Source organism: Streptomyces sp. HUAS YS2 (assembly GCF_033343995.1).
Lineage (GTDB): Bacteria > Actinomycetota > Actinomycetes > Streptomycetales > Streptomycetaceae > Streptomyces > Streptomyces solicathayae.
The window spans coordinates 4,852,372-4,871,755 of sequence record NZ_CP137573.1; the positions used below are offsets into that span (position 1 = coordinate 4,852,372).

The 19,384-nt window shown below is 70.7% G+C and carries 18 protein-coding genes; 11 read left to right on the forward strand and 7 right to left on the reverse strand.

Going from position 1 to position 19,384, the window contains the following annotated elements; translation table 11 throughout:
- Window positions 1–4: 4 nt before the first annotated feature.
- On the reverse strand, window positions 5–1,525 hold the full coding sequence (locus R2D22_RS22530; protein WP_318106466.1) for a peptide MFS transporter: 1,521 nt from the start codon (window positions 1,523–1,525) through the stop codon (window positions 5–7).
- 320 nt (window positions 1,526–1,845) lie between these two features.
- On the opposite strand from R2D22_RS22530, the gene R2D22_RS22535 reads away from it, so the two are divergent.
- Entirely contained in the window at window positions 1,846–2,523 is a 678-nt protein-coding gene (locus tag R2D22_RS22535; RefSeq protein WP_318106467.1) for a response regulator transcription factor, read from the forward strand.
- Window positions 2,524–2,535: 12 nt separating this feature from the next.
- A complete protein-coding gene (locus R2D22_RS22540) occupies window positions 2,536–3,804 on the forward strand; it encodes an ATP-binding protein (protein ID WP_318106468.1) in 1,269 nt (422 codons plus the stop codon).
- Between the two features lie 25 nt (window positions 3,805–3,829).
- Here R2D22_RS22540 and R2D22_RS22545 read toward each other — a convergent pair whose 3' ends face one another.
- Window positions 3,830–4,348, reverse strand: a complete 519-nt coding sequence (locus R2D22_RS22545; protein WP_318106469.1) for a GtrA family protein — start codon at window positions 4,346–4,348, stop codon at window positions 3,830–3,832.
- A 173-nt stretch (window positions 4,349–4,521) separates the two neighbouring features.
- Between R2D22_RS22545 and R2D22_RS22550 the strand changes: the two genes are divergently transcribed.
- Genes R2D22_RS22550 through R2D22_RS22560 form a run of 3 tightly spaced genes read left to right on the forward strand, consistent with a single transcriptional unit; the run spans window position 4,522 to window position 7,377 of the window.
- Window positions 4,522–5,640 (forward strand): 5-(carboxyamino)imidazole ribonucleotide synthase, encoded by a 1,119-nt coding sequence (locus R2D22_RS22550; RefSeq protein ID WP_411977156.1) that lies wholly within the window; start codon window positions 4,522–4,524, stop codon window positions 5,638–5,640.
- A 19-nt stretch (window positions 5,641–5,659) separates the two neighbouring features.
- Window positions 5,660–6,157, forward strand: coding sequence for a 5-(carboxyamino)imidazole ribonucleotide mutase (purE, locus tag R2D22_RS22555; RefSeq protein ID WP_318109927.1), 498 nt, complete (start codon window positions 5,660–5,662; stop codon window positions 6,155–6,157).
- Window positions 6,154–7,377 (forward strand): dipeptidase, encoded by a 1,224-nt coding sequence (locus tag R2D22_RS22560; RefSeq protein ID WP_318106470.1) that lies wholly within the window; start codon window positions 6,154–6,156, stop codon window positions 7,375–7,377. The genes purE and R2D22_RS22560 overlap by 4 nt, the downstream gene beginning before the upstream one ends.
- A gap of 3 nt (window positions 7,378–7,380) precedes the next feature.
- On the opposite strand, the gene R2D22_RS22565 is transcribed toward R2D22_RS22560, so the two are convergent.
- Window positions 7,381–7,734: a VOC family protein gene (locus R2D22_RS22565; RefSeq protein ID WP_318106471.1), complete on the reverse strand. Its 354-nt coding sequence runs from the start codon at window positions 7,732–7,734 to the stop codon at window positions 7,381–7,383.
- Window positions 7,735–7,805: 71 nt separating this feature from the next.
- Between R2D22_RS22565 and R2D22_RS22570 the strand changes: the two genes are divergently transcribed.
- Entirely contained in the window at window positions 7,806–8,276 is a 471-nt protein-coding gene (locus tag R2D22_RS22570; RefSeq protein WP_318106472.1) for a CGNR zinc finger domain-containing protein, read from the forward strand.
- A 190-nt stretch (window positions 8,277–8,466) separates the two neighbouring features.
- Here the strand turns inward: R2D22_RS22570 and R2D22_RS22575 are convergent, their stop codons facing one another.
- Entirely contained in the window at window positions 8,467–9,792 is a 1,326-nt protein-coding gene (locus R2D22_RS22575) for a UDP-glucose dehydrogenase family protein (RefSeq protein ID WP_318106473.1), read from the reverse strand.
- A gap of 126 nt (window positions 9,793–9,918) precedes the next feature.
- Here R2D22_RS22575 and R2D22_RS22580 point away from each other — a divergent pair, with 126 nt between their 5' ends.
- From R2D22_RS22580 to R2D22_RS22595, 4 genes are all read left to right on the forward strand, one after another.
- Window positions 9,919–11,076: an acyl-CoA dehydrogenase family protein gene (locus R2D22_RS22580; protein WP_318106474.1), complete on the forward strand. Its 1,158-nt coding sequence runs from the start codon at window positions 9,919–9,921 to the stop codon at window positions 11,074–11,076.
- Window positions 11,077–11,298: 222 nt separating this feature from the next.
- Entirely contained in the window at window positions 11,299–13,734 is a 2,436-nt protein-coding gene (locus tag R2D22_RS22585; protein WP_318106475.1) for a DUF4398 domain-containing protein, read from the forward strand.
- Window positions 13,731–14,819: a hypothetical protein gene (locus R2D22_RS22590; protein WP_318106476.1), complete on the forward strand. Its 1,089-nt coding sequence runs from the start codon at window positions 13,731–13,733 to the stop codon at window positions 14,817–14,819. The genes R2D22_RS22585 and R2D22_RS22590 overlap by 4 nt, the downstream gene beginning before the upstream one ends.
- Before the next feature lie 81 nt (window positions 14,820–14,900).
- Complete coding sequence (locus tag R2D22_RS22595; RefSeq protein ID WP_318106477.1) at window positions 14,901–15,548, forward strand: hypothetical protein; 648 nt, start codon at window positions 14,901–14,903, stop codon at window positions 15,546–15,548.
- 9 nt (window positions 15,549–15,557) lie between these two features.
- On the opposite strand, the gene R2D22_RS22600 is transcribed toward R2D22_RS22595, so the two are convergent.
- Window positions 15,558–15,866 (reverse strand): putative quinol monooxygenase, encoded by a 309-nt coding sequence (locus tag R2D22_RS22600; protein WP_318106478.1) that lies wholly within the window; start codon window positions 15,864–15,866, stop codon window positions 15,558–15,560.
- A gap of 61 nt (window positions 15,867–15,927) precedes the next feature.
- Window positions 15,928–17,214, reverse strand: coding sequence for an LCP family protein (locus tag R2D22_RS22605; protein ID WP_318106479.1), 1,287 nt, complete (start codon window positions 17,212–17,214; stop codon window positions 15,928–15,930).
- Between the two features lie 131 nt (window positions 17,215–17,345).
- Between R2D22_RS22605 and R2D22_RS22610 the strand changes: the two genes are divergently transcribed.
- Entirely contained in the window at window positions 17,346–17,879 is a 534-nt protein-coding gene (locus R2D22_RS22610) for an acyl-CoA thioesterase (protein WP_318106480.1), read from the forward strand.
- A gap of 19 nt (window positions 17,880–17,898) precedes the next feature.
- Here the strand turns inward: R2D22_RS22610 and R2D22_RS22615 are convergent, their stop codons facing one another.
- Window positions 17,899–19,362: an LCP family glycopolymer transferase gene (locus R2D22_RS22615; RefSeq protein WP_475638838.1), complete on the reverse strand. Its 1,464-nt coding sequence runs from the start codon at window positions 19,360–19,362 to the stop codon at window positions 17,899–17,901.
- Between the last annotated feature and the right edge of the window lie 22 nt (window positions 19,363–19,384).

A 19,384-nucleotide genomic window follows, 5' to 3' on the forward strand; every position in this document is an offset into this window, starting at 1 on the left:
GACGTCAGTGGACGTCGCCCATGAGCGTCTGGACCTTCTTGCGGTACATGTAGACCGCGAATCCGGCGAGCACCGCGAGCGCGGCCTGCATGCCGATGATCCCTGTTCCGTTCAGGTCCACACCGGCCAGCGAGAGCAGACCCGTGGTGCAGTCACCGGCGGTGACGGCGAGGAACCAGACACCCATCATCTGGGAGGCGTACTTCTGCGGCGCCATCTTCGTCGTGACGGAGAGGCCGACCGGAGAGAGGCACAGCTCACCGATGGTCTGGATCATGTAGATCGACACGAGCCACATCGGGGAGACCTTGTCGCCGCCGCCCGCCATGTTCATCGGGACGATGAAGACGAAGAACGAGGCACCGACGAGGACCAGACCCATCGCGAACTTCGTGATGGTGTTCGGCTCCTTGTTGCGGCGGGACAGCCACAGCCACAGCCACGCGAAGACCGGCGCGAGCGCCATCACGAAGAGCGGGTTCAGCGACTGGTACCAGGTGGCCGGGAAGCCGAAGCCGAACACGGTGTCGGCGGTCTTGCCGTCGGCGAACAGCGACAGGGTCGAACCGCCCTGGTCGTAGATCATCCAGAAGACGGCGGCGGCCACGAAGAACCAGATGTAGCCGGACATCTTCGACTGCTCGGTCTTGCTGAGGTCCTTGTCGCGCTTGATGCGGACCAGAACGGCGACCGGGATGATCAGGCCGGCGAGGGTGATCGGGACGAGCGCCCAGTTCAGCGTGTACGCGCCCATGGCGACGACGACGCCGTAGAAGGCGGCGACGACCGCGAGCGTGCCGAAGACCTTGACCAGGATGCTCTTGCGCTCCTCGGCGCTGAGCGGGTTCGGGACGATGTTGCTCTTCGGGCTCAGGTGCTTGGTGCCGAGCAGGAACTGGACCAGACCCAGCGCCATGCCGAGCGCGGCGAGCGCGAAGCCGAGGTGCCAGTTGACGTTCTCACCGACGGTGCCGATGACGAACGGCGCCACGAACGCACCGAGGTTGATGCCGATGTAGAAGAGCGTGAAGCCACCGTCACGGCGCGGGTCGTCCGGGCCGTCGTAGAGGTGGCCGACCATCGTGGAGATGTTGGCCTTCAGCAGACCGGAGCCGGCGGCGACGAGCGCCAGACCGACGAAGAACATCGCCTGGCCGGGGATGGCGAGGGAGAGGTGACCCACCATGATCACGGCGCCGGCGATGGCGACCGTCTTGCGGGCACCCCACACGCGGTCACCGAACCAGCCGCCGGGCATGGCCATCAGGTAGACCATCGAGACGTAGACGGAGTAGATCGCCGTCGCGGTCGCCGCGGTCATCATGAGGCCGCCGCCCTGGCTGCCCGTCGCGGCGTCGGCGCCGCCCGAGACCAGGTACAGCACCAGAAGGGCGCGCATGCCGTAGTAGGAGAAGCGCTCCCACATCTCGGTCATGAAGAGGGTGGCCAGTCCGCGGGGGTGGCCGAAGAAGGTCTTCTCGGAACCAGCGGTTCCGGCAGAAGGCTTCGTCAGGCTGGACGCCATGAGGTCGATCCTTGCTTTCGGGACGCGCGCCTTGGGTGCGGCGGCGCGTTCACGGTCCTCCGAGGCCGGCAGCAGCCGCCTCGTGCAGGAAAGAGACGCTTGGCGAAGAAAGTGGCCAAAGGTCTCGTCGTCAGTGGTACAGACGTCTCGCCACCATACGACACGACAGTGCCGGATATGGAAGGACTTGAGACATGGATCACAGGTGAACGAGGAACCAACATCACCCATTCGAAGGTCATGATCAGGTTGCACACCCGGACTTGCAGGCGCGCCGGATCTCCCTCCGGGGGCGGGCGTCCGCGGACTACCATCACCCCATGACCCGTGTACTGCTCGCCGAGGACGACGCATCCATCTCGGAGCCGCTGGCCCGCGCGCTGCGGAGAGAGGGGTACGAGGTCGAGGTGCGCGAGGACGGGCCGACCGCCCTCGACACCGGACTGCAGGGCGGCGTCGACCTGGTCGTGCTCGACCTGGGCCTGCCCGGCATGGACGGCCTGGAGGTCGCCCGCAGGCTCCGTGCCGAGGGCCACACCGTGCCGATCCTGGTGCTCACCGCCCGTGCCGACGAGGTCGACACCGTCGTCGGACTCGACGCCGGCGCCGACGACTACGTCACCAAGCCGTTCCGGCTCGCCGAACTGCTCGCCCGGGTCCGGGCCCTGCTCCGGCGCGGCGCCACCGAGCCCGTCGTCCCGCCCGCCACCCACGGCGTGCGCATCGACGTCGAGTCGCACCGCGCCTGGATGGGCGACGAGGAGCTCCAGCTCACCGCCAAGGAGTTCGACCTGCTGCGCGTCCTGGTGCGCGACGCGGGCCGGGTCGTCACCCGCGACCAGCTCATGCGCGAGGTCTGGGACACCACCTGGTGGTCCTCCACCAAGACGCTCGACATGCACATCTCCTGGCTCCGCAAGAAGCTCGGCGACGACGCGGCCAACCCCCGCTACATCGCGACCGTCCGCGGCGTCGGCTTCCGCTTCGAAAAGAGCTAGGACCCGCCCCTCGTGCGCCGCAGGCTGATCAACTCCACGCTGGCCGTGGTGCTCGTCGTCATCGCCGTCTTCGGGGTCTCCCTGGTGATCGTCGAGGCCCGGACCATCACCGCCGCAGCCCAGGAGTCCGTGGACGTCGAGGCGCTCCGGCTGGTCTCCATCGTCGACAGCCGGCTCTTCGGCGGGGAGCCGGTCAACCCGGACATCCTCGCCGAGCAGAGCGGCGCCAAGCGGTACGCGCTGATCGAGATCCCCGGCCGCGAGGCCATCGAGATCGGCACCAAGCCCGAGGGCGGCGTCATCCGGGGCAGCGCCCGCGGCGAGCGCGGCGAGACCGTCACCGTCGAGGAGTCCCGCTCCACCATCACCTCCGAGGTCGGCCGGACCCTGCTGATCATCGGCGCCGTCGCCCTGCTCGCGGTCATCGCCGCCGTGCTGCTCGCGGTACGCCAGGCCAACCGGCTCACCTCACCGCTCACCGACCTCGCCGAGACCGCCGAGCGGCTCGGCTCCGGCGACCCGCGCCCCCGCCACAGGCGGTACGGCGTCCCCGAACTCGACCGGGTCGCCGACGTCCTGGACGCCTCCGCCGAGCGGATCGCCCGGATGCTCACCGCCGAACGCCGGCTCGCCGCGGACGCCTCGCACCAGCTGCGGACCCCGCTCACCGCGCTGTCCATGCGCCTGGAGGAGGTGGCCGTCGCCGACGACCTCGACACCGTCCGGGAGGAGGCGACCATCGCGCTCACCCAGGTCGAGCGGCTCACCGACGTGGTCGAGCGGCTGCTCACCAACTCGCGCGACCCGCGGACCGGCTCCGCCGTCGCCTTCGACCTCGACGAGGTCGTCAAGCAGCAGATCGAGGAGTGGCGCCCCGCCTACCGCAGCGCGGGCCGGGCCATCGTCCACTCCGGCAAGCAGGGCATGCGGGCCGTCGGCACCCCGGGCGCGGTCGCCCAGGTGCTCGCGGCGCTGATCGAGAACTCGCTCATGCACGGCGGCGGCACCGTCGCCCTGCGGACCCGGGTCACCGGCAACCAGTCCGTGATCGAGGTCACCGACGAGGGCCCCGGCGTCCCCGCCGACCTCGGCGCGCGGATCTTCGAGCGTGCCGTCAGCGGCCGCAGCTCCACCGGCATCGGCCTGGCCGTGGCCCGCGACCTCGCGGAGGCCGACGGCGGCCGTCTGGAGCTGCTCCAGCAGCATCCACCGGTCTTCGCCCTGTTCCTCGGCCGCGAGGTCCGCGGCCGCAGGGCGGAGCGGGAGCGCCCGGTCCGCTAGCGACGGACGGGTCGGGCCGCCGGGGTCAGGCGACGCGGTCCGGCTGGGGGCGTACCGCCTGCTTCGGGGTCTGCCCCAGGAGCGATTCCGACGTGTGCACGACCTCGGGCTCCGGCAGGGCGCGGAAGACCCAGGTCCGGTACGACCAGAAGCGGAACAGGGTGGCCACGCCGATGCCGAAGAACTTGAAGAAGTTGCTCTGCAGCGGGGTGTCCCAGCCGAAGCCGTAGGTCGCCGCGTACAGAAGTCCGTTCTGGATCACCAGGCCGATGGCGCTGAACACGAAGAACAGGGTCAGCTCGCGGGTCCGGCGGCTCTTGTCGCGGTCCTTGTACGTGAAGTACCGGAAGCCCACGTAGTTGAACGCGATCGCGACGACCGTGGCGATCACGCTGGCCCGGACGACGGGCAGCTCCGTGACGTGCCGGACGAGGTTGAAGACGCCGAGGTCCACGAGGAGCCCGACCCCGCCCACCGCACCGAACTTCGCGAACTCACGTGCCAGCCGGTCGAGCCGCACACGCAGTGCGCTTCGTTCACTCATGGTGATTGCTCGCCCCGTCCGATCGGATTCGTCAACCCAGCCATGCTAACGACCGGCCCCCGCGACCGCCTGTGGACACCGCAATCCCCCGCCCCGCCTGTCGAAACGCACAGCCGGACGAGGCTCCCCGGCTGGGCGGATACCCTAAGAGGGTGACGTTCCCGGTAGTCGGCATGGTCGGCGGCGGACAGCTCGCTCGTATGACACACGAGGCAGGCATCCCCCTCGGCATCAAGTTCAAGCTCCTCAGTGACACTCCCCAGGACTCGGCGGCCCAGGTGGTCAGCGAGGTCGTCGTCGGCGACTATCGCGACCTGGACACGCTGCGTGACTTCGCGCGCGGCTGCGACGTGATCACCTTCGATCACGAGCACGTGCCCGCGGAGCACCTGAAGGCCCTGGAGGCGGACGGTGTCGTCGTCCGCCCCGGGCTCGGCGCCCTGGTGCACGCCCAGGACAAGGGGGTGATGCGGGCGAAGCTCGACGAGATCGGCGCGCCCAGCCCGCGGCACCGCCTGGTGGCGGACCCGGCCGACGCGGCGGCCTTCGCCGCCGAGGTCGGCGGCTTCCCGATCATCCTGAAGACGGTGCGCGGCGGGTACGACGGCAAGGGCGTGTGGTTCGTCCGCTCCGAGGAGGATGCCCGCGACCCGTTCCTGGCGGGCGTCGGCGTCCTCGCCGAGGAGAAGGTCGACTACGTCCGCGAGCTGGCGGCCAACATCGTGCGCTCCCCGCACGGCCAGGCCGTCGCCTACCCGGTCGTCGAGTCCCAGCAGGTCGACGGCGTCTGCGACACGGTCATCGCGCCCGCGCCCGGCCTCTCCGAGGAGCTGTCCGGCCAGGCACAGGAGCTGGCGCTGCGGATCGGCAAGGAGCTCGGCGTCGTCGGCCACCTCGCGGTCGAGCTGTTCGAGACCAGGGACGGCCGCATCCTCGTCAACGAGCTGGCCATGCGGCCCCACAACTCCGGCCACTGGACGCAGGACGGCGCGATCACCTCGCAGTTCGCCAACCACGTCCGGGCCGTCCTCGACCTGCCGCTGGGCGACCCGCGCCCGCGTGCCCCGTGGACGGTCATGTGCAATGTTCTGGGCGGTGACTTCCCGGACATGTACGCGGCCTACCTGCACTGCATGGCCCGGGACCCGCAGCTCAAGATCCATATGTACGGCAAGGACGTGAAGCCCGGCCGCAAGGTCGGGCACGTCAACACCTACGGCGACGACCTGGACGACGTGCTGGAGCGCGCGCGCCACGCCGCCGGCTACCTGCGAGGAACGATCGTTGAGTAATCCGCTCATTGGCATCGCCATGGGGTCCGACTCCGACTGGACCGTCATGGAGGCCGCGGCCCAGGCCCTGGACGAGTTCGAGATCCCGTACGAGGTCAACGTCCTCTCCGCGCACCGGATGCCGCGCGAGATGATCGCGTACGGCGAGGACGCCGCCGACCGCGGCCTGAAGGCGATCATCGCGGGCGCCGGCGGCGCCGCCCACCTGCCGGGCATGCTCGCCTCGGTCACGCCGCTCCCGGTGATCGGCGTCCCGGTGCCGCTGAAGTACCTCGACGGCATGGACTCGCTGCTCTCCATCGTGCAGATGCCGGCCGGCGTGCCGGTCGCGACCGTGTCGGTCGCCGGCGCGCGCAACGCGGGCCTGCTCGCGGCCCGGATCGTCGGCGCCCACGACGCCGACGTGCTCGCCCGGATGAAGGAGTTCCAGCAGGATCTCAACGCCCAGGCGACCGAGAAGGGCAAGCGCCTGCGGGCCAAGGTCGAGGGCTCGACGTCGTTCGGCTTCGCGAAGTGACGGCGGCGGGCGTGCACACCGCGGCGCTGTTGGCGGAAGCGCGGGAGCTGCTCGCCGCGCACCCCGTGGTAGACGGCCACAACGACCTGCCGTGGGCGCTGCGGGAGCACGTCCGCTACGACCTCGACCGGCTCGACATCGCCGAGAACCAGACGGGCCGGCTGCACACGGACCTCGGCCGGCTGCGGGCCGGCGGCGTCGGCGCGCAGTTCTGGTCCGTGTACGTGCGCTCCGACCTGGCGGGCGACGACGCGGTCAGCGCCACCCTGGAGCAGATCGACGTCGTCGACCAGCTCCTCGTCCGGTACGCCGCCGACCTCGCGCCGGCGCTGACCGCCGACGACATGGAGGCGGCGCGCGCGGCCGGCCGGATCGCCTCGCTGAAGGGCGCCGAGGGGGGCCACTCGATCAACGACTCCCTCGCGACGCTGCGGGCGCTGTACGCGCTGGGCGTGCGCTACATGACGCTCACCCACAACGACAACATCGCCTGGGCGGACTCGGCGACGGACGCCCCGCGCGTCGGCGGCCTGTCGGCCTTCGGCCGCGAGGTCGTCCGCGAGATGAACCGGCTCGGCATGCTGGTCGACCTCTCGCACGTGGCCGCCACGACGATGCGGGACGCGCTGGCGACGACCGAGGCGCCGGTGCTCTTCTCCCACTCGTCGGCCCGCGCGGTCTGCGACCACCCGCGGAACATCCCCGACGACGTGCTGGAGCTGCTGCCGGGCAACGGGGGAGTGGCGATGGCCACGTTCGTCCCCAAGTTCGTGCTGCCGGCCGCGATGGAGTGGACGGCAGCCGCGGACGACAACATGCGGGCGCACGGCCTGCACCACCTCGACACCACGCCGGAGGCCATGAAGGTGCACGCGGCCTTCGAGGAGGCCCGGCCGCGCCCCGTCGCGACGGTGGCCACCGTCGCCGACCACCTCGACCACATGCGCGAGGCGGCGGGCGTCGACCACATCGGCATCGGTGGCGACTTCGACGGCACCGCGTTCACCCCGGACGGCCTGGAGGACGTGGCCGGGTACCCGAACCTGATCGCCGAGCTCCTCGGCCGCGGCTGGTCCCGGACCGACCTCGCCAAGCTGACCTGGGCGAACGCGGTCCGGGTGCTGCGGGACGCCGAGTCCGTGGCGCGGGACGTACGCGGCCGGCGCGGCCCGTCGAACGCGACGCTCGCCGAGCTGGACGGCGCGGCCCCGGCCTCCTAGGGGCTAGCAGGCGCAGAGACAGAACGGGTGGCCGGCCGGGTCGGCGTACACCCGCCAGGTCCGGTCGCGGTCCTCGGCGTCGAGCGGCTTGGCGCCGAGGTCCAGCGCCTTCGCCTCCGCGGCGTCGAGGTCCTCGACGGTGAGGTCGAGGTGCGCCTGCTGGGAGTGGTCGGCGGACGGCCACTGCGGCGGTACGTGGCCGGGAGCGGCCTGGAAGGCGAGCAGGGTGCCCTTGAGCTCCACCCAGGTGTCGCCGTCGGGGACGGGCTCGCCGCCGAGCAGTCCGGCGTAGAACGCGGCGAGGGCATGCGGGTCGGGGCAGTCGAGCACGACGGTCCCGAGCGAGGCGATGGCCATGGTTACTCCTTGAGAGGCTCAACCGGTAACGCGTTACCGCATACTCCCGCATAGGAAGTAACGTCGCAACCATGAATGACCTCGCGCTGCTCGAAACGCTGCTGAACACGCTGAGCATCGACACCGGGGAAGACCGGCTGGAGGCGGAGTTCGGCCTGGCCGGGGGCGAACTGGAGCAGGCGCGGGAACTCCGCGAATCGCTGCGCGTGGCGTGTCTGGCGCACGCCGGCCACGGGTCGCACACCGAGGTCCGGCCGCTGTCGGAACTGCTGGCCGAGGCGCCGCTGGTGGTCGCCGTCGACCCGGCGACGGGCGCGGCGAGCCTCCGCCCGGCGCGCGAGGGCGCCCTGGTGGCCAGGGTGGCGTCGGCGATCGCGTCGACGACGGCGGACGGCACCTGGCCGCGCCTGAAGGCCTGCGAGGCGGCCGACTGCCACTGGGCCTACGTGGACCGCAGCCCGGGCGGCCGCCGCCGCTGGTGCTCGATGAGCGTCTGCGGCGCCCGGGCCAAGATGCGCACCTATCGAACCCGCCAGGGCTAGCGGGTGTCTTCCGGATCATGCCGGGCTCGCGACGCCAGGCGCGCACTCCCCCGTAGCCCTTCGGGCACGGGAGGTACCCCCACGCCGCGTTGACGTCAGTCGCCAACGCTCCGCGTCGACTCCCGCACGCACCAGACGCCGCTCCCTGATCCGGCCTGATCCGGAAGACACCCCCCAGGCGGGCAGAGCCTTACGCGGAGGGGCGGCCCATCGCGCGGAACGTCCAGCCGGCCTCGCGCCAGCGGGTGGGGTCGAGGGCGTTGCGGCCGTCCAGGACGACGCGGGACGACGCGACAGCGCCCAGCTCCTCCGGGTCCAGCTCGCGGAACTCCCGCCACTCCGTCAGGTGCAGCACCACGTCCGCGCCGCGCACCGCCTCGACCGCGGACGCCGCGTACGCGAGCGTCGGGAACAGTCGGCGGGCGTTCTCCATGCCCTTCGGGTCGTACACCGTCACCTGGCCGCCCTGCAGCTGGATCTGGCCCGCCACGTTCAGCGCCGGCGAGTCCCGCACGTCGTCCGAGTCCGGCTTGAACGTCGCGCCGAGCACGGCCACCCGCTTGCCGAGGAACGAGTCGCCGCCGACCGCCTCGCGCGCCATCTCGACCATCTGGCCGCGGCGCCGCATGTTGATCGAGTCGATCTCCCGCAGGAACGTCAGCGCCTGGTCCACGCCCAGCTCACCGGCGCGCGCCATGAAGGCGCGGATGTCCTTCGGCAGGCAGCCGCCGCCGAAGCCGACCCCGGCCCGGAGGAACTTCGCGCCGATCCGCTCGTCGTACCCGATGGCCTCCGCGAGCTTCGCCACGTCGCCGCCCGCAGCCTCGCAGACCTCGGCCATCGCGTTGATGAAGGAGATCTTCGTGGCGAGGAAGGAGTTCGCGGAGGTCTTCACCAGCTCCGCCGTCGGGTAGTCCGTGACCACGAAGGGCGTGCCCTCCGCGACCGGCACCGCGTACACCTCGCGCAGCAGCTTCTCCGCGCGCTCGCTCCGGACGCCGACCACGACCCGGTCCGGGTGCAGCGTGTCGTCCACGGCGAAGCCCTCGCGCAGGAACTCCGGGTTCCACGCCAGATCGACGCCCTCCGGCAGCGTCGCCGCCAGCCGCTCGGCCGAGCCGACCGGCACCGTCGACTTGCCCACGACCAGCGCGCCCGAGCGCAGCACCGGCGCGAGCGAGGCGAAGGCGGCGTCCACGTACGACATGTCGCACGCGTACTCGCCGTGCTTCTGCGGCGTGTTCACGCACACGAAGTGGACGTCGCCGAACGCGCCGATCTCCTCCCAGGAGGTCGTGAAGCGCAGCCGCCCGCTGGAGCCCTCGATCCCGGCGACGTGCTTCGCCAGCAGCTCCTCCAGGCCCGGCTCGAACATCGGGACCCGGCCGGAGGACAGCATCTCGATCTTCTCCGGGACCACGTCGAGCCCGAGCACCTCGAAGCCCAGCTCCGCCATCGCCGCGGCGTGCGTGGCGCCGAGGTAGCCGGTGCCGATCACAGTGATCTTGAGGGCCATGCGGGGACTCCAGTGACGTCGGGCGGAATGCCTGCCCGAGCATAGTCGGGCCCTGGCCCGGGGCCCCCGCACGCCCTACCATTTGAGTTACTTAACGGTAGTTAGCAACTGTGGGAGTGACTGCGCGTGTCTGGTTCGGCTGATTTCGACCTGTACCGGCCGTCGGAGGAGCACGGCATGCTCCGCGAGACGGTCCGTTCGCTCGCGGAGGCGAAGATCGTTCCGTTCGCGGCGGCGGTCGACGAGGAGGGCCGGTTCCCGCAGGAGGCGCTGGACGCGTTGGTCGCGGCCGACCTGCACGCGGTGCACGTCCCGGAGACCTACGGCGGCGCCGGCGCGGACGCGCTGGCCACGGTGATCGTGATCGAGGAGGTCGCCCGCGCCTGCGGCAGCTCCTCCCTGATCCCCGCGGTGAACAAGCTGGGCTCGCTGCCGGTGATCCTGTCCGGCTCGGAGGAGCTGAAGCACAAGTACCTCGGCCCGCTGGCCAAGGGCGACGCGATGTTCTCCTACGCCCTCTCCGAGCCGGACGCCGGCTCGGACGCGGCCGGCATGAAGACCCGCGCGGTGCGCGACGGCGACTCCTGGGTGCTGAACGGCGTGAAGCGGTGGATCACCAACGCGGGCGTCTCGGAGTACTACACGGTGATGGCCGTCACCGACCCCGACAAGCGCTCCAAGGGCATCTCCGCCTTCGTGGTGGAGAAGTCCGACGAGGGGGTGTCGTTCGGCGCGCCGGAGAAGAAGCTCGGCATCAAGGGTTCCCCGACCCGCGAGGTCTACCTCGACAACGTCCGCATCCCGGCCGACCGGATGATCGGCGCCGAGGGCACCGGTTTCGCCACCGCGATGAAGACCCTGGACCACACCCGGATCACCATCGCCGCCCAGGCCATCGGCATCGCCCAGGGCGCCCTCGACTACGCCAAGGGCTACGTCAAGGAGCGCAAGCAGTTCGGCAAGCCGATCGCCGACTTCCAGGGCGTGCAGTTCATGCTCGCCGACATGGCCATGAAGCTCGAGGCCGCCCGCCAGCTCACCTACGCCGCCGCCGCCAAGTCCGAGCGTGTCGACGGCGACCTGACCTTCTTCGGCGCCGCGGCCAAGTGCTTCGCCTCCGACGTCGCCATGGAGGTCACCACCGACGCCGTCCAGCTCCTCGGCGGCTACGGCTACACCCGCGACTACCCCGTCGAGCGCATGATGCGCGACGCCAAGATCACCCAGATCTACGAAGGCACCAACCAGGTCCAGCGCATCGTCATGGCCCGCAACCTCCCGTAACCGACCCTGTCGGCGAACCGGTCCGTCCGCGTGGGCCCTTGAGGGCCCACGCATGATCAACTTTGGGTCCGAGGGCCCACGCTGAAGATCATTCTTCGTACTAACGTACGTGGAATGTCTGTTACATGGGGGGATTGGTCGGCGGCGCGCGTGCCGGGTGGTTCCGGAGCGGGTGGAGTCGGCTGGGCGACCGGGCGGAAGCGCCGGGAGGCGCCGCGGAGCGTGCTCGCCGCACAGCTGCTGCTGTACGGCCAGTTCGGCCTGGCGATGGTCTACGTCGTGACCGTGCTGGCCATGCTGCCGTACTACAGCGGCGAACTGCTCGGTCTGCTCACCTACGACTCGCTGCCCGCCGTCGCGGGCCTCGTCCTGGCCCGCCGGGTCCGCACCGGCGGGCGGTACGTCCGGTGGGGGCTGCTCGCGGTGGCCGCGGTCGTCGCCCTGCAGGCGCTGGGCTCGCTGCGGTACGGCGATCCGCGCGGCTTCACGCAGTTGGTGCTGCCGGTGACCCTGATCGTGCTGCTGTGCCGCCCGGCGGCCCGGGAGTGGTTCGTCGTGCCGCCCGACGAGCGGTCGGAGCCCCGGCCGTTCAGCTTCGCCCGGATGATCCTGTGGCGGTCGCGGGACGAGGGCCAGAACAGCCTCGAGTACGTCGGCCTGACGCTGATCGTGGTCGCCATCATCGCCGCTCTCCTGGCCACCAACATGGGCCCGGAGCTCTCGTCGCGGTTCAGCCAGGCGATCTGCACCGTCACGGGCGGCGGCGACTGCGGCGGCTCGGGCGACGGTGAGGGCGACGGCTCGGACCCGGTGGCCGAGGGCCCGGACGAGGGCCCCGCGGGCGACGGCGCGAAGCCGGAGGGCGGGACGAAACCCGTGGGCGGGGCCAAGCCCGCGGGCGGGACGAAGCCGGGCGATTCCAACCTCGCCACGATGTCGGGCGACGGCCCGGTCCAGCTCGCTCCCGGGCCGTGGGAGACCGGACCCGGTCTCAGCCTCCCCTTCGGCCTCGACGAGTGGGCCGCCGACAACGAGCGGCACGACAAGACCTTCGGCGATCACTTCCGCGGGTTCTTCGTGTCACCGGCGAAGAATTTCACCAAGGGGGTCGGCGACTTCATCTCGGACCCGGCGGGCGAGATCAAGGGCGCCGTCGTGGGCCTCAAGGACTACACCACGGACTGGTTCTCCGAGCGCGGCGACCGCATATCCGACGCCTGGAGCGACGGGGACTACCTGGAGGCCGGACTCGAGGTCTTCGGTACGCCAACGGGCTTCGTCTCCGACCTCGCCACCGACATGTTCGTCGACAAGGAGAACTGGAAGAAGGGCAACTACGGCGCCGCGATCGGCAACACGGCCCTCAACCTCGTGGGCATCACCAGCCCGAAGACGATCAAGAACTTCAAGAACCTCAAGAAGGTCGGCAAGGACAAGGGCGACGTCGACGGCAAGAAGCCCTCGCCCCTCGACGCGGCCGGCGAAGCCGCCGACAAGGCCCGCAAGGCCGCCGAGAAGGGTGACTTCGACGAGGCCCGCAACCAGGCCGACATCGCGCAGGGGCACGCCAGCGAGGCGCGCAAGAAGGCAGAGCAGGGCGGCTGCAAGATCGCCCTGGGCGGCCGGGTGCGCGTCCCGTACGGGGAGCGGGACGGCTCGCACGGCAGCTTCGGCGTGCCCGGCTCCGGCCACGGCGTCCTCGCGTCCTCCCAGGTGCGCGCCATCGTGTTCGCCAGGAAGTCGTGCGACGAGGACGACGCCAAGGACGCCGTCGACGCGCAGCAGAAGGTCCTGGACGCGCGTGCGGACATCCTCCGCGAGGCCTTGAAGGACGCCAAGAGGAACGAGGGCGTCAACACCCAGCCGCAGCTCCTGGACGGCCTGCTGAACCGGGCGAAGGACAACCCGGACCCGGCCAAGAAGGAGATCGGGAAGAAGGAGGCGGCCGACGCGATCGACGACCTCACGCAGCTGACGCGGCAGAAGAACATCGAACCGCTCAGCCGTCAGAAGCTGTCCGAGAACGTGATGAACGCCAAGGATTCCGACAAGCTGGCCGAGAACCTGGCCGAGGCCAACATCACCCAGCGCGTCGCCGCGAACGAGGCGGATCCCGCCGCCACCGTGTACTCGGGTGTGGGAGACAACAAGAAGCGCTCGGTCATGCCGGACGGAAAGGGCGGCGAGTTCGACATCCAGGGCATCCCCGATGCCGACGTCCTGTACCGGGGCAAGGACGGCACCGTCAACGTGGTCGAGGTCAAGAACAAGGCGAACGCGGCCACCCAGGCGTCCGTCCCCGCTCAGGTCAAGCGACTCGGCGACTGGCAGAAGGCGGAACCCGGCCGCAAGGCCCGCTACGAGCTCGGCAGCACGGAGCGCTGGGACAAGATCTTCGACGAGTTCCAGTACAACCACCAGAGCAAGACGGACAAGCGGAACGGTGTGCCCAAGACGCGGCCCGAGGGCACCCCCGCGACTCACATGGCGCAGAACGACGTCGGCATCCGCGTCGGCGGCTGGGACCTCTCGCCGTCCCAGCTCAAGCAGATGAACGACAAGTGGAACGCCAAGTCGGAGTCGGAGAAGTACGAGGCTCGGATGACCGGCAAGATGAAGGACCCGGCTACGGCCATGAAATACCTGGAAGTGACGTGACGAACGGACGTTCCGAGCTCGACGTGGTGGCAGCGGCGCTCGCCGCCCTGCCACCCGTCGGGTACGGCTGGACGGACGAGATGCAGGACCTGTACGAGCGGTTCCTGCGCGATCCGGAGGTGGAGCTCCCGCAGGAGTACCGGCAGAAGTTCGAGAGCCAGCGGGAGCGGCAGCGGTTGTCGTCCTCCGCCCACGAAGCGTGGTGGTCCCTCGAGAAGCACCTGGAGGCCGGCGACCTGGACTCCGCCGGGCAGGCCGAGGCCGCGGACCTGGCGGAGCGCTGCGTACGGAGCCGGTTCGTCGCGCATGAGGCGGTGAGCCTCCTGCACACGCTCGGTCGTCCGGTCGGCGAGGAGGCCCTGCTGCGGCTGGTGCGGGACCCGTCGGTGGACGAGTACGACCGGGCCTGGGCGCGCGAGTGGCTGATCAAGCTGCGCCGGGAGGACAACCGCGCCCGTGCCCGCGAGGCCGTCGAGGGTGAGGAGCCGCTGCTGCCCGGGGTGGTGCGGGACCTCCCCGTCTCCCCCCACGGCGGCGGCGTCGAGTGGCCGGACGACCCCGATCTCCTGCGACGGGTCCTGGAGGCGCTGCTGCCGGCCGGGCGGCTGGTCCCGCAGGAGCCGCCGGCGGACTGGCACCACGACGACGAGGGCGAGGAGGTGGACTACTCGGAGCGGCCGGAGTGGTTCGACATCGGCCTCGTGGCGCGGGACCTGATGCCGCATCCGACCCAGGTCACCCACGAGCGGACGGCCGAGCTGCGCAGCGAGTGCGAACTCCTCGGACTGGACGTGAGCGCCGCGGACTTCGTCGAGCGACAGGTCACGCGGATCCGGGCGGAGACAGCCGCCGGGGCGTTCCACCACCTCGGGTTCCTCGGCCACCGCCGGCCCGACGAGGTCACGCCCTGGGCGATGGACCTCGCCCGGCGGTACGTGGAGTGCGATGCCGCCGCCGAGGAGGCGTTGTACATGCTCACCTACATGAACGAGCTCCCGTACGGCCGCGAGGTCCTGGCCCGTCTCGCCGCGGACGCCTCGCTGCGGCCCGAGATCCGGGCGAGGGCCGAGGGCGCCCTGAGGTAAGTGGAGGGGTGCCCTCCGCCGTGGCTCCCGCCCCTGGTTACACTCCCCGCGCATATCGCGAGGCAAAGGGGCGGGAGAGTCATGAGCGTGGATTCCACGGTGTCGGGTCTGTTGCGGCAGATCGCCACGCAGGACGTCGTCGAGGTGCGGGACGAGATGGGCGGCCTCAGGCGCGTCGCCGCGCGGGCCGCCGTCGTCGAGCAGTACGGCTTCGAGTACGGCGGGGCCTGGCGCGAAGGGCACAACAAGTCGACCCTGGTCGCGTGCCTGTACCGCGACACCCGTCCCGAGGCACGCGCGCGGGAGGCGGCCACCATCGCCGCGTTCCCGCAGGCCGGCCGGGGCGGCCCCGTGCCCGGGATGCGGCCCGGCACCCTCAAGCCGCTCCCCGAGGCCGAGCAGACGGTCGCACACCTCAAGGACCGCATCGCCTTCGACGTGACGGCCGAGGCCGCGGGCCCCAAGCAGAAGCGGTTCGTCTGGGCGATCACGGCCGGCCTTGTGCTGACCCTGCTGATCGCCGGGTACTACCTCGGCGCCCTCGTCGGCGGCGCGCTCCTGTCCGGCTTCCTGCTGTTCGCCTTCAGGATCGGTGACGTACGGCGCCGGAAGATCACCGAGCGGCTGACCGCCGCCGGGTTCGCCGCCGTCCGCGACGAGCACGGACGTCAGCGGTTCCTGCGCCCCGGCCAGCAGCTGCCGGGACACGCGAACCCGTTCGCGAACTGAGCGGGAGCTCTAGACGGACACCGCCAGGACGTAACTGCCGGCCCGCATCTCGTCGCACAGGGCCTTGCAGGCGCCGAAGTGCTCGCCGAACTCGGGCTTGGTCTTCCAGGCGGCCATCGACTCCTCGTCGCTCCAGGACGCGAACGAGATGAAGTGGCCCGGTTCGCCCGCGTCACGGATGAGCCGGGCGAACCGGAAGCCCTCGTTGTCCTTCTTGGTCCAGGTCAGGAAGGCCGTCCACCGTTCGACGAACTCGTCCTCCTTGCCCTCGGAGACCCGCCAGTTGCCGGATGCCCAGAACTTGCTGTCCTCCGTCATGGCACACCACCTCGATGGGAGGGAGCCCCTCCCACCAGGCTAGGCCGCTACCCGCCGGTCATCAGCGGTTGGACGTGACAGTGACCGGCTCGTCGTTCTGGATCTGGCTGACCAGCTGCTTCACCTTCGGCATGTCCCACTTCAGGGACCCCTGCGGCGCGCTGCCCGAGATCGGGATGTTCATGGACTTGCCGGAGCCGCCGCTGATGCCCTTCATCGCGAAGAACATCTTGCCGAGGTCGTAGAGCGACATGTCCTTGTCGACGATCAGCGTGTCCAGGCCGGCGCCCAGCGTCGGGTACAGCTTGAACGGGTTGAGGATCGTGCCCGGCGTCGCCGCCTGGTTGGCCAGCGCGGAGAGGAACTTCTGCTGGTTCTTCGTGCGCGCCAGGTCGGACTCGGCGAAGGCGTACCGGGTCCGGACGAACGCGAGCGCCTGCTCGCCGTTCAGAGTCTGCTCGCCGGCCTGGAAGTTCGCGCCGGAGTTCTTGTCCTTGAAGCCCTTCTCGATGTTCATGTCGACACCGCCGAGCGCGTCGACGATGTTCGCGAAACCGGCGAAGCCGATCTCCGCGTAGTGGTCGATGCGCAGCCCGGTGTTGAACTCGACCGTGCGGACCAGCAGCTCCGGCCCGTCCATCGCGTACGCCGCGTTCAGCTTGGAGCCACCGCGCGCCTTGTACGTCTTCCCGGACTCGGAGCCGACGAACGAGGGGATCGTCACCCACGAGTCACGCGGCAGCGAGACCATCGTGTTCCCGCTGGAGCAGGCGGCGAGGATCATCATCGAGTCGGTCCGCTTGCCCTCGGCGGAGCCGGTGTGGAGCTTCTTCTTCTCCTCGGCGGACATGCCCTCGCGGCTGTCCGAGCCGACGATCAGGTACGTGGTGCAGTCGCCCTCCTCGGGGCGCTCGATGACCTTGGCGAGGTCGACCTCGTTGCGCATCTGCGAGCTGGCCCAGGCGTACGTGCCGACGCCCCAGGCGAGCACGGCGACGACCAGCACGATCGAGCCGACCTTGATCCGGCGGCGCCAGTCGGGCGCGGCCGGACCGTAGCCGTCGTCGTAGTAGGGGTCGCGCGGCGGCGGGACGGAGCCGCGGCCGCCGCCCTGCGGGCCGCCGTAGACCTGGCCGCTGCTGTAGCCGGAGTCGTAGCCGGAGGCCTGGGCCTGCGTGTAGCCCTGGTCGTAGCCGCCCTGGCCCTGGCCGTAGCCCTGGTCGTACCGCTGCTGCCCCTGCTGCGGCGGTACGGGCGGACGCCGACGCTGCACGTGACGCATCGCGCGCGGGCCCTCGGGCTCGTCGCCGGGGCTGCCGTGACCGTATCCGCCTTGCCAGTCATTCATGCGGAACAGTGTGCCGTCCGGCCCTCGGGGCCGGACAGGCCGGGTGGAAAATCGGACCGGCGCTGTTGCCAAGCTGATGCAAAGGTGACCGGGCCGAAGCGTGGGGCAAAGCTCGGCATAAGGTGGACGGCATGACAGATCAGGGCGATATCCCGGGCAAGCCCACCTCCGCGTCGCGCACCACCCTCAGCCACATCATGACGAGCCACGACACCAACCTCCTGGGCACGGTGCACGGTGGCGTGATCATGAAGCTCGTCGACGACGCCGCCGGGGCCGTCGCCGGCCGCCACTCCGGCGGCCCGGCCGTGACCGCGTCCATGGACGAGATGGCCTTCCTGGAGCCCGTCCGCGTCGGCGACCTGGTCCATGTGAAGGCGCAGGTCAACTGGACCGGCCGGTCCTCGATGGAGGTCGGCGTCCGGGTGCTCGCCGAGCGCTGGAACGAGTCGACCCCGGCCCAGCAGGTCGGCTCCGCGTACCTGGTCTTCGCCGCGGTCGACGCGGACGGCAAGCCCCGCCCGGTGCCGCCGGTGATCCCCGAGACCGAGCGGGACCGCCGCCGCTACCAGGAGGCGCAGATCCGCCGCACCCACCGCCTGGCCCGTCGACGCGCCATCAAGGAGCTCCGCGAGAGCCGCGCGGCCGAGGGCTACGACGACTGAGCCGTCCCGGGACGGTTGCTCACCCGCACACGACCTGGTCCCCCGTGACCGCGTCGAACTCGCCCTGGTGGGTCTCCTCGGGCCGGACCGGCGTCACGCCCCGGTAGTCCGCCCCCGCGGTCACCCGCAGCGTCCGGCCCTGTCCCTTGACCGCCTTCAGCTCGCACCCCGGCAGCGCCGCCGCCAGCGACCGCGCCGAGCGGTCCCAGCGCGGGTCGTACGTCACGAGGGTGCGCCGCAACTGCGGGCCCGTGCCGTTCAGCGGGGCGCTGGTGGTGTCGAAGCCGGTGCCGCGCAGCGCCGCGTCCACCTTGCGGCCGAGGCCGTCGGTCCGGGTCCCGTTGTAGACCTGGACCCGGATCTGCTGCGGCGGGACGTCCACGACGATCCGCCGCGGCCCCGAACCTCCGCGGTGCGGGGCGAGCGGCTTGTCCTCGCGCAGCGCCCGGAACAGCTTGCGGGCCTTCTTCGCGTCCCACTTCACCGTCGAGCCGATCCCCTTCACCGGGAAGCTCACGTCCCCCACCGGCACCGACACGAACTCCGACGACGCCGGGCCGAAACCGCGCATCGCCTTCGCGAGCGCCAGCATCTGGTCCGTGCCGAAACCCTGGTCGGCCCGGACCGCGCCGAGCACGCTGGTGGCCACCTCGCGGAACCGCACCGGGTTCAGCAGCACCCCATTGCTGGTGATCTTTTTGATCAGGGCCGCCAGGAAGCGCTGCTGGCGCTGCATCCTGCCCAGGTCCGCGGCCCCGTCGACGTGCCGCGAGCGGACGTACTGAAGCGCCTGCCCGCCGCTCAGCCGGTGCCGGCCCGCAGGCATGTCGAGGCCGGTGTACGAGTCCTTCATCGGCTTCGCGGTGCAGATCTCCACGCCGCCGACCGCGTCCACCGTCCTCATGAAGCTGGTGAAGTCGACCTCCAGATAGTGGTCGATCTTGACGCCGGTCATGTTCTCGACGGTCCGTACCGTCAGCGCGGGCCCGCCCTCCGCGTACGCGGCGTTCAGCTTCACCGGGTGCGCGTCGTGGTGCTTGCCGGTGGTCCCGTCGACGTGCTCGGGCATCTCGGCGTACGAGTCGCGCGGCAGGCTCACCACACTGGCCCGCTCCCGGTCCTCGGAGAGGTGCACCAGCATGACCGTGTCGGTGCAGTGGCAGGGCGCGCCGCCGAGCCGGTACTTCGCCTTCTCCGCCTTGGTGATCTTCTCCCGGCCGTCGGTGCCGACGACCAGCACGTTCATCCCGTGCCCGGCCTGGGGCCGGTTCTTCATGTCCTTGAACGGGTCGACCCGGTCGATGCCCGTGTCCAGGCCGGTCATCAGGGCGTGCCCGATCCCGCCGGCGGCCAGGACCAGCACCGACAGCGTCGTCGCCATCCGCATCCCCCACCGGGGCCGCTCTTCCCGTCTGACGCGGCGGGCCGGGGCGGGACGACGGCCGGCCGGCCGGGGACGGGGTGGGCGGGGCGGTGTGGGCACCGGGGGCACCTCCGCTTGGGTG

Coding starts and splice junctions, on each gene's coding strand:
- R2D22_RS22530 (WP_318106466.1), bottom strand. CDS start 1,525: ATGGCGTCCAGCCTGACGAAGCCTTCTGCCGGAACCGCTGGTTCCGAG.
- R2D22_RS22535 (WP_318106467.1), top strand. CDS start 1,846: ATGACCCGTGTACTGCTCGCCGAGGACGACGCATCCATCTCGGAGCCG.
- R2D22_RS22545 (WP_318106469.1), bottom strand. CDS start 4,348: ATGAGTGAACGAAGCGCACTGCGTGTGCGGCTCGACCGGCTGGCACGT.
- R2D22_RS22550 (WP_411977156.1), top strand. CDS start 4,522: ATGGTCGGCGGCGGACAGCTCGCTCGTATGACACACGAGGCAGGCATC.
- purE (WP_318109927.1), top strand. CDS start 5,660: ATGGGGTCCGACTCCGACTGGACCGTCATGGAGGCCGCGGCCCAGGCC.
- R2D22_RS22565 (WP_318106471.1), bottom strand. CDS start 7,734: ATGGCCATCGCCTCGCTCGGGACCGTCGTGCTCGACTGCCCCGACCCG.
- R2D22_RS22570 (WP_318106472.1), top strand. CDS start 7,806: ATGAATGACCTCGCGCTGCTCGAAACGCTGCTGAACACGCTGAGCATC.
- R2D22_RS22575 (WP_318106473.1), bottom strand. CDS start 9,792: ATGGCCCTCAAGATCACTGTGATCGGCACCGGCTACCTCGGCGCCACG.
- R2D22_RS22595 (WP_318106477.1), top strand. CDS start 14,901: ATGAGCGTGGATTCCACGGTGTCGGGTCTGTTGCGGCAGATCGCCACG.
- R2D22_RS22600 (WP_318106478.1), bottom strand. CDS start 15,866: ATGACGGAGGACAGCAAGTTCTGGGCATCCGGCAACTGGCGGGTCTCC.
- R2D22_RS22605 (WP_318106479.1), bottom strand. CDS start 17,214: ATGAATGACTGGCAAGGCGGATACGGTCACGGCAGCCCCGGCGACGAG.
- R2D22_RS22610 (WP_318106480.1), top strand. CDS start 17,346: ATGACAGATCAGGGCGATATCCCGGGCAAGCCCACCTCCGCGTCGCGC.